General features: G+C 67.9%; 8 protein-coding genes. 2 read left to right on the top strand and 6 right to left on the bottom strand.

All coding sequences use genetic code 11. From position 1 onward, the window contains the following. Both B3587_RS15750 and B3587_RS15745 read left to right on the top strand, forming a co-directional pair. The coding region (locus tag B3587_RS15750) for a 1-phosphofructokinase family hexose kinase (RefSeq protein WP_292730429.1) at positions 1-670 on the top strand (670 nt) is incomplete at its 5' end. A gap of 20 nt (positions 671-690) precedes the next feature. After that, positions 691-2,706, top strand: a complete 2,016-nt coding sequence (locus B3587_RS15745) for a PTS fructose transporter subunit IIABC (RefSeq protein ID WP_292730426.1) — start codon at positions 691-693, stop codon at positions 2,704-2,706. 52 nt (positions 2,707-2,758) lie between these two features. Here the strand turns inward: B3587_RS15745 and B3587_RS15740 are convergent, their stop codons facing one another. From B3587_RS15740 to efeU, 6 genes are all read right to left on the bottom strand, one after another. Next, a complete protein-coding gene (locus B3587_RS15740; RefSeq protein WP_292730423.1) occupies positions 2,759-3,400 on the bottom strand; it encodes an FMN reductase in 642 nt (213 codons plus the stop codon). Position 3,401: 1 nt separating this feature from the next. Next, entirely contained in the window at positions 3,402-4,598 is a 1,197-nt protein-coding gene (locus tag B3587_RS15735) for an LLM class flavin-dependent oxidoreductase (RefSeq protein WP_292730432.1), read from the bottom strand. Between the two features lie 90 nt (positions 4,599-4,688). Continuing rightward, a complete protein-coding gene (locus tag B3587_RS15730; RefSeq protein ID WP_228177726.1) occupies positions 4,689-5,603 on the bottom strand; it encodes an alpha/beta fold hydrolase in 915 nt (304 codons plus the stop codon). Positions 5,604-5,651: 48 nt separating this feature from the next. Continuing rightward, positions 5,652-6,941 (bottom strand): iron uptake transporter deferrochelatase/peroxidase subunit, encoded by a 1,290-nt coding sequence (gene efeB / locus B3587_RS15725; protein ID WP_292730418.1) that lies wholly within the window; start codon positions 6,939-6,941, stop codon positions 5,652-5,654. Between the two features lie 2 nt (positions 6,942-6,943). Beyond that, the gene (gene efeO, locus B3587_RS15720) at positions 6,944-8,176 is read right to left on the bottom strand and encodes an iron uptake system protein EfeO (protein ID WP_228177724.1); all 1,233 of its coding nucleotides are present in this window, start codon (positions 8,174-8,176) and stop codon (positions 6,944-6,946) included. Beyond that, on the bottom strand, positions 8,157-9,143 hold the full coding sequence (efeU, locus tag B3587_RS15715; RefSeq protein ID WP_292730413.1) for an iron uptake transporter permease EfeU: 987 nt from the start codon (positions 9,141-9,143) through the stop codon (positions 8,157-8,159). The genes efeO and efeU overlap by 20 nt, the downstream gene beginning before the upstream one ends. Positions 9,144-9,312: the final 169 nt, after the last annotated feature.

The raw sequence follows: 9,312 nt of genomic DNA, 5'->3' as shown, positions 1-9,312 counted from the left end.
CACGAAGATCAACGAGCCCGGTTCACCCCTGAGCGCCGCCGCCGTCGCAGCCCTTCACGACGTCGTGGCCGCGGAGGCCCCCCGGGCGAGCTGGGTGGTTCTTGCCGGTTCGCTCCCCCCGGGCGCCGATGTCGAACTGCTCGCCGATCTGGCGCGGACGGCACGGATCGCAGCGCCCGCCGTCCGAATCGCGGTAGACACCTCGGGCGCGCCCCTTACCGCGCTGCGCACCGCGGGCGTGCGGATCGATCTGATCAAACCCAACCTCGAAGAACTCGCCGAGCTGACCGGGTCGAACCCCGCGACTCTAGGCACACCGGAGGCCGTGGCCAGCGCGTGCACGGCACTGCGGGCCGACGGTATCGCCGCCGTGCTGGCAACGCTCGGCGCCGCCGGCGCGGTCCTCGCCTCGGCCGATGGCGCCTGGCACGCCACCCACCCGCCGGTGATCGCCCGCAGCACCGTCGGCGCTGGCGACTCATCCTTGGCCGGCTACCTCATCGCCGACGCCGAAAGGCTCTCGCCTGCTGCGCGCCTAGCACGCGCCGTGGCCTACGGCTCGGCCGCCGTTTCCCTACCCGGGACCACCATCCCGCGCCCCACAGACACCCGCCCTGACCAGGTCACGGTCACCGAGATACACCTGCCCGCCACGGTGACAGCACCGTGACGTTCATCAAAGGAGAGAACATGTCAATCATCACCCCGGAGCTCGTCGCTCTCGATGTCGCGTTGGGCGCGACATCCGGGGACGTCATCGATGCCCTCAGCACCATCGTCGCCGGCGCGGGTCGCGCCACTGATGCCCACGCGCTGGCGGCAGACGCCCACGCCCGTGAGGCGCAGACCTCGACCGGCATGCCCGGCGGGATCGCGATACCCCACTGCCGCACGGCTGCCGTGACGGAGCCCACACTCGCGTTCGCACGCCTGTCGGATCCGGTGGACTTCGGCGACGATGACCCGAGCGATCTCGTGTTCTTCATCGCCGCGCCGATCGGAGCCGACACCGATCACCTCGCGATCCTCTCTACGATCGCCCGCGCGCTGGTGCGCGAGGAGTTCGTCGACGCGCTCCGCGCCGCGACCTCGGCCCCCGAAGTCGTCAGCCTGATCGACGAGGCGATCGCCCCGGCGCCCGCCGCGACCACCGCGGCCCCGGCGGCGTCGGATCAGCGCGTGCTCGTCGCCGTCACCGCCTGCCCGACCGGCATCGCCCACACCTACATGGCAGCCGACGCCCTCGTCGCCGAAGCGAAGAAGCGCGGCATCCGACTCGAGGTCGAGACACAGGGCTCGAGCGGGTCGACCGCCCTTGATCCTGCCCTCATCGCCGCCGCCGACGCGGTGATCTTCGCCGTCGACGTGGACGTGCGCGATCGGGCACGCTTCGCCGGAAAGCCCGTCGTCCAGGGGCCCGTCAAGCGAGGCGTCGAAGCTCCCGGAGCCATGATCGATGAGGCGTTGGCCGCGGCCGCGAACCCGGATGCTGCGCGGGTCGCGGGTACCGAGACCACGACGGCGACAACCGATACCGCCAGCGAACACGCCGGGCGCAAGCTGCAACGCTGGCTGCTCACCGGCGTCAGCTACATGATCCCCTTCGTTGCCGGCGGTGGCCTGCTCATCGCCATCGGCTTCGGCCTCGCGGGATACGACATCAATGCGACGGCCAGCGACATCGTCGCGTCGTCGTCCCTGTGGAACCTTCCCGACGGCGGTTTCTGGACGTATATCGGCGCCGTCGCCTTTGTCATCGGTGCAGCTTCCATGGGCTTCCTGGTCCCCGCGCTTGCGGGCTTCATCGCCTACGCAATGGCCGACCGCCCCGGCATCGCACCGGGATTCGTGGTCGGCACGATCGCCGTCATGATGAACGCCGGCTTCCTCGGCGGCATCGTCGGCGGCCTCCTCGCGGGCCTCGTCGCAGCCTCGCTCACCCGCATCCCGGCACCCCGCTGGCTGCGTGGCCTGATGCCGGTCGTCATCATTCCGCTGTTGGCATCGATCGCCGCATCCGGAGCCATGATCCTCTTCCTCGGCGGACCGATTGCCTGGCTGATGACGACACTGACCGATTGGCTCAACAGCCTGACCGGCGTCGGGATCGTGCTGCTGGGCGTCATCCTTGGCCTCATGATGTGCTTCGACCTCGGCGGACCTGTCAACAAGGTCGCTTACTCGTTCGCCGTCGCGGGCCTCGGCGCTGCGTCGTTGGCCAACCAGGTGCCTCTGGAGATCATGGCTGCCGTCATGGCATCGGGCATGGTGCCGCCGCTGGGACTCGCTCTTGCCTCGACGGTGCTTGCCCGCAAGCAGTTCACTCCCGTGGAGCGCGAGAACGGTGTCGCGGCGTGGCTGCTCGGTGCATCCTTCATCTCCGAGGGTGCGATCCCCTTCGCCGCAGCCGACCCGCTGCGCGTCATCCCCGCATCCATGCTCGGTGGCGCCGTGACCGGTGCGCTCTCGATGGCCTTCGGGGTCACCTCGCAGGCACCCCACGGTGGAGTCTTCGTGCTCTTCGCCGTCGGGAACATCCTGTGGTTCCTGCTGTCGATCGCGATCGGCGCCGTCATCACCGCTGTCGCGGTCATCGGCCTCAAGCGCATCGGCCGCCGGCCGAGCGCCGCGACTGTCGAGGCCGCGGGAGCTGCCGACGACACCGAGGCCAGCGGCGTGCTCGCCAGCGGCGCAGCCCGGGCCTGAGAACTCACGATGCCCCGGCCGTCGGGTGCGGCCGGGGCATCGTGTATCTGCGTCAGTCGGCGGTGAGTCCGCCCAGCAGGCTCTCGAACGAGCGTCCCTCACCGAGGTAGGTCGCCGGGTCGAACGGGTCCTCACCAACTGTCGCGCCCCGACGGGCGACGGCATCCGCGAGCTCTCCCGCGGCCCGCTCAGTGCGCGAACGTAGCGAGGATGCTCCCTCGCCGCCGGCCCAGTCTTCCGATGCCGCGAACACGGATGTTGAGACCGGGTTGGCGTGCAGGTAGGTGAACAGCGGGCGCATCGCGTACTCGAGTGCCAACGAGTGGCGTGGTGACCCGCCGGTGGCTGCCAGCAGCACCGGCATCCCCCGCAACGAGTCCGGATCCAGGATGTCGAGGAACGACTTGAACAGACCGGAGTAGCTCGTCGTAAAGATGGGCGTGACGGCGATGAGGGCGTCTGCCGAGGTCACGGTCTCGATCGCCTCAGCGAGCCCCCGGCGCGCGAACCCGGTGAGGAGATTGTCGGTGATCGCATGAGCGTGCTCGCGCAGCTCGATCACATCCGCCCCGACCTCGATCTCACGCTCTGCCAGCTGTGCACGAACGGCCTCCGCCAGCCTGTCGGCAAGCAGCCTCGTGGATGACGGGTTCGAGAGCCCCGCGGTGACGACCGCGATGCGGCGCGTGGTCATCTCACGCCCCCTGACGTGTCGCTGCGGCACCGAATGCGGCACCTGCAAGCGGCGCGCTGTCACGGTACGGGGAGCCGCCGGTGACGTTGTCGCCGCGGTTGGGCCGCGGCCGAGCTTCACGCGCTCCCCCGGCCGCTGCTACCAGGCTCTCGTGTGTCGGAGCGTCGGCGACGCCTTCCGGGCGATCCTTCGCGAGCTCCTTACGGAGCACCGGTACGACCTCGCCGCCGAGCATGTCGAGTTGCTCGAGAACGGCCTTCAGGGGCAGGCCCGCGTGGTCGATCAAGAACATCTGGCGCTGGTAGTCACCGAAGTGCTCCCGCATCGCCGCGTACCGATCGATGACCTGCTGCGGCGAACCCACCGTCAGCGGCGTCATTTCGGTGAAGTCCTCCAGGCTCGGTCCGTTGCCGTAGACCGGCGCGTTATCGAAGTATGGGCGGAATTCGCGGACCGCCTCCTGGGAGTTGCGGTGCATGTATACCTGCCCGCCGAGCCCGACGATCGCCTGCTCCGGGGTGCCGTGTCCGTAGTGTTCGAACCGCTCACGGTAGAGGGCGACCAGCCGCTGGAAGTGCTCCTTGGGCCAGAAGATGTTGTTCGCGAAGAAGCCGTCGCCGTAGTACGCGGCCTGCTCGGCGATCTCAGGGGTGCGGATGGAGCCGTGCCAGACAAACGGGGGAACGCCGTCGAGCGGCCGCGGCGTCGACGTGAAGCCCTGCAGGGGCGTGCGGAACTGGCCCTGCCAGTCCACGACATCCTCGCGCCAGAGTCGGTGAAGCAGTGCGTAGTTCTCGACGGCAAGGTTCAGGCCCTGGCGGATGTCCTTTCCGAACCACGGATAAACCGGGCCCGTATTGCCGCGACCGAGGATGAGGTCAGCCCGGCCACCTGAGACGTGCTGGAGCATCGCATAGTCTTCGGCGATCTTCACGGGGTCATTGGTCGTGATCAGGGTCGTGGCAGTCGACAGCAGGATGCGCTCGGTCTGGCCCGCGATGTAGGCGAGGGTCGTCGTCGGCGAAGAAGACCAGAACGGCGGGTTGTGGTGCTCGCCCAGGGCGAAGACGTCAAGTCCCACCTCCTCGGCGTGCTTGGCGATCTGCAGCGTCGCCCGGATCCGCTCAGCCTCGCTGGGGGTGTGACCTGTCGTGGGGTCTTCCGTAATGTCGCTGACGGTGAAGATCCCGAACTGCATCTGGCTCATCGTGCTCTCCGCTCTCGGTCGCGGGGTATGCGGCCGATCTATGCAAGTGAATGTATCTTGTGCAACGCGGTGCCGGCGAATCTATTCCCCGGCATCGACAGGATCGGGCAGACCGTCGACCTCGGCAAACATCGCGAGCATGTCGCGCACCAGCTGATGGGGCGCCGTCTCGCACGGGCTATGTCCCGTTTCGTAGACCGCCACTTGCGCGCCGATGCGCCGCGCGTACGCGACGTACTGCTCGGTGGGCCACAGGTCATGTGCCCCCGTCGCGACGAGCGTGGGCACGGATGCCGCGCGCACCGCATCCGCGACATCCGGCATCCGCATCATGAGCCCGACGATGTCATCGACGCTTTCGCGACGGGTCAGAGCGAATCGCGCACGAACGAAGGCGATGCGTTGCGGGGGGACCCGGTTGAGGTTGTTCCGGATGCCCCACAGCAGGAGTGAGGCGCCGCTTCGCGGGCCCGCGAGACTGCTGAACCGGCCGATTCGCTTCACGCCCCGGAATACCTGCCCGGTGGCGGGCGGAGTGGACAACAGGGTGAGTGTTGCGAACAGTTCCGGACGCTCGGCGACGATCAGCTGAGACACGAGTCCGGCAAAGGAGTACCCGAGCACGTGGGCGCTCGCGCCGTTCTCAAGGACGGCGGTCAGGTCTTCGATGAACAGCGGATAGTCGTAGCGGGTCCGGGGCGGATCGAGGTTCTCGGGGCCGGCATCCCTCGACTCGTACTGGCCCGCAAGGTCGTACGCCTCCACACGGTAGCCTGCCTCGGCGAGGAGCGGCAGCATGAGCGTGAAGTCCTCTTTGGAACCTGTCACGCCGGGAAAGAGCACCACCCGTCCGCGCGCGCCGCTACCGAGACTCACCCGTGCGAGCTTCCCGCTCGGGGCATCGAACTGGTCACGCACAGTCCCGGCGGGGAAGACCCGCCAGTCGAGGTCGGGAATCGCCGCATCCCGCTCGCGGGCGTCATCGGTAAGCGTCATCGACGCCCGAGACTACTCCAGCAGCGCTCGCGCAGGCAGTATTCCGGCCTACGAGAACAGCGCGGCGCCGACGAACGAGCCTTCCGAGGGCGCCGGCGGGATGGCCCAGATGCCCGATCCGATCGTGAGGAGATACTCCATCATGAGGTCGGTTGCGACCGAGCGCTGCACCGTGATGAACCGATCCGGCGAGCGCACGTAGCCGAGGAAGAACAGCCCAGCATCCAGCCTGCCGAGCACGGTGTTTCCATCGACGTAGTTGTAGCCGCGACGCAGCATCCGGATGCCGCCGTTGTGGTCGGGATGCGCCCGCGCGACGTGGGATGCAGGGTCGATGGCGGTTCCACCGGATGCCGAGAGCGCGGCGAAGTCAGGAGCGGTGAACTCGTCGCCTCCGCTCAAGGGGGCACCGCTGCCTTTGGCGCGGCCGGTGATCTGCTCCTGCTCGATGAGGCGAACCCGGTCCCACGTCTCGATCTTCATCGCGATCTTGCGGGCGACGAGATACGAGCCCCCGGCGAGCCAGGCTGGGCCATCCTCGGACGAGACCCAGACGTGCTCGGCGAGCGCATCCTCGTCGGTCGCCAGGAGGTTGGCGGTGCCGTCTTTGAACCCGAAGAGATTTCGCGGGGTCTGCTGCTGCGCTGACGTTCGTGAGGTGCGACCGAACCCGAGCTGCGACCAACGGAGGCGCGCTCGTCCAAACGCGATGCGGCTGAGGTTGCGCACGGCGTGCACGGCGACCTGCGGATCATCGGCACAGGCCTGGATGCACAGGTCGCCACCGGTGTGGTTTGGGTCGAGGTCGTCACCGAGGAACGGTGGCAGGGGCGCGAGCGCCTCAGGCGCCTGGGCTGCGATTCCGAAACGATCTGCTCCGTCCGCGGTGCGGAACAGCGTAGGCCCGAAACCGAAGGTGATGGTCAGATTGCTCGCCGGCAGCCCGAGCGCCTCACCGGTATCGTCCGGTGGCGCCTCCGGTGAGCCGCCCACGGCTCCGGAGGCGCTGACCTCGAGCCCGAGCATCATTCTCGACGCGGCATAGCTCCAGTCCTGGAGCAGTTCGACCAGTTCCTCGCGGCTGGTCGTGTCCATCACGTCGAAGGCTGCGAAGTGAAGGTGGTCTTGCACCTCCGTCGTGATCCCGGACTGATGCTCCCCGAAGAAGGGGTGCGTGTCGGCGCGCGGCGCGGCCTGCGCGTCCGAGACGCGCGCCACCACCGCGGCGCCGCCGACGCCGACGGCGACCCCCGCGGCGCCGGCACCCAGCGCCAGGCCGAGCAGGCCTCGCCTGCTCAGCCCGGCCACCGGGCGTTCCTGCGATGCAGGATTGGTCATACTCACTCCAGGACTGTCACCGTCAGCTGCGACAGCGGCTCGGCGAGGGTGTTGATCTGGTCGGACAGCGTGCGCTTGTCAGCCTCCGTCAGTGTGCCGTATGAGACGAATCCGTCGCTGAGCGAGCCGAACTCCGCCAGCTCCGCCTCCAGCTGAGCGTATCCATCGTCGATCAGCGCGACGAGTTCCTCCCCGTCGGGGCCACTCGAGAGCGCGAAGTCGCGGACGAGTGAGAAGGCCATCTTCGACCCCTCGACGTTGGCGGCGAAGTCGTACAGGTCGGTACCCGACCACCAGTCCTCCTCGCCGCTGATCTTGCCGGTCGCTACCTCATCGAGCAGGGCGATTGCGCCGTTGGAAACGCCCGCGATGCCCTGCGACTCGAGTGTGTCCACGAACTCCTGACCGTGCACGTAGTCGTACAGTTCCTGCACATCGGCGATGAGCAGGTCACCGAAGTCAGCCCGCTGCTCGGGCGTCGACGGCGCCCAGTCCTGCCATGCCAGGGTCACACCATCGGAGTTGAGGGCATCGGTCGCGGGGACCCAGAGATCCTTTTCGATCCGGTGGAAGCCCGTCCAGTCGATGCCGTCCGCGACGGCGTCGACCTCACGGAAATCGATGCGGGGGTCGAGGTCACCCAGCGCCTCTGCCACGGGCTCGATGCGCTCGTAATACGCGCGCACCTGCGGGAACATCGCGCGGGCGGTGTCGTCGTCGCCCGCGACATAGGCTGCGACGAAATCGTCGACGGCGGGAACGAGCTGACCCACCTGATCCTTCACGAATGCCGCGTACAGATCCACCGCCTGCTGCTTGAGTTCGGCATCCTGAGCGTCCACCTCGACTGCCTCACCGGTGACGGCGAAAGCCGCGCGGCCCACGCCATCGCCGATCATTCCCGGTTTGCACAGCGTGTAGTAGTCGCCGGGCTGGGCCAGAACCGTGAGAGTGCGCGATGCGCCGGGGGCGATGTTCTCGACCTCGCCGACGATCCGTAGCCCGTCGCTGGCGAGCAGATAGAACTCTGTGGTCTCCGAGCCTGCGTTCGTCACCGCGAAGTTCAGCGTGCCACTGGCAGAGCTGGCAGAGGAGATCTCGCACGAGTCATCCGTCGAGGTGACGGTGAGCGCGTCGCCTGCTGCCTGATCGGCGCGGGCCACGCAGCCAGCGAGGACGAGGGAGCCGACCGCGGTCGCGGCGACCAGGGTGAGGCTACGAGAGAGGGTGTTCATGGGTCTCCTTGCTGTGGGGACTGAGAGCGGACGAGTGAAGGTTCGAGTCGGCCGTTTCCGTCGTGGGGCCGGCGGTCGGCGGTGCAGGCGCCGGAGACGGCGACGCGGTGACCGCGCGCACGAGGAAGAGAGCGCCGACGACCCCGACGTAGAGCATCCATGCGATCACTTGCAACCAGCTCATGCGGGCGGTGAATCCGATGGTTGCCTGCAGGATGACGGCAGCCGGGCTCGTGGGGTCGAACGCGGTGGTGAGATCAAAGGCCCAGCCGAACGGGAATCCTGACCAACCGACCGCGACGACTCCGTCCACGACGGGCGCGAGAACTGTGTTCGGACCCGGGAGGACGCCCGCCTCCTGCAGATCTCCGATGCCGTAGGCCAGCACGCCCGCCGCGACCACGATCAGGAATGCGCCGGTCCAGGTGAAGAAGAGGCGGAGGTTCAGGCGCAGCATCCCGCGGGCGACGAGCCAGCCGAGGACTGCCGCGCACAGGATGCCGAGCACGGCACCGGCGAGCGACTCCGGCGCGTTACCGAACGATTGCACCATCGACCACAGCAGAAGCGTCGTCTCCACGCCCTCCCGGGCGACCGAGACGAACCCCAGAACGACGATGCCCCACAGTCCGCCGGTCGCGATAGCCCGGTCGACGCCGCTGCGCAGTCCGCTCGCGAGCGTTCGCGCGTGGTTCTGCATCCAGAAGATCATCCAGGTGACCATCGCGACAGCCAGCAGGGACAGCAGTCCCCCGATGATCTCCTGCGCTTCAAAGGTCAGAGCGTAGGCACCGAACGTGAAGAAGGCTCCGATCGCGAGCGCCAGCGCAATCGCACCCGCGACCCCCAGCCACAGGCGCGGCAGCACGTCGCGGCGCCCCAGCTGTGTGAGATACGCCACCAGGATGCCGACGACAAGCGCCGCTTCGAGCCCTTCGCGAAGGCCGATCAGAAAGCTAGCGAGCACGCGGATCCTCGGGGTGAATTCGGTAAGGCTTACCTAAGCCATCCGAGAGACTACTCCCCCGCCCCTCGGCTGAGCAATTCCCACCCGCACCCCCACATCAACGACGAAGGGCCGCCCCACACCGTGGGACGACCCTTCGAGAAAGCGATATACGCGGTTCGCGCTTAGC

Source organism: Microbacterium sp. UBA837 (assembly GCF_002296025.1).
In the GTDB taxonomy this organism is placed as follows: domain Bacteria; phylum Actinomycetota; class Actinomycetes; order Actinomycetales; family Microbacteriaceae; genus Microbacterium.
This window is presented reverse-complemented; position numbering and strand designations above follow the sequence as displayed.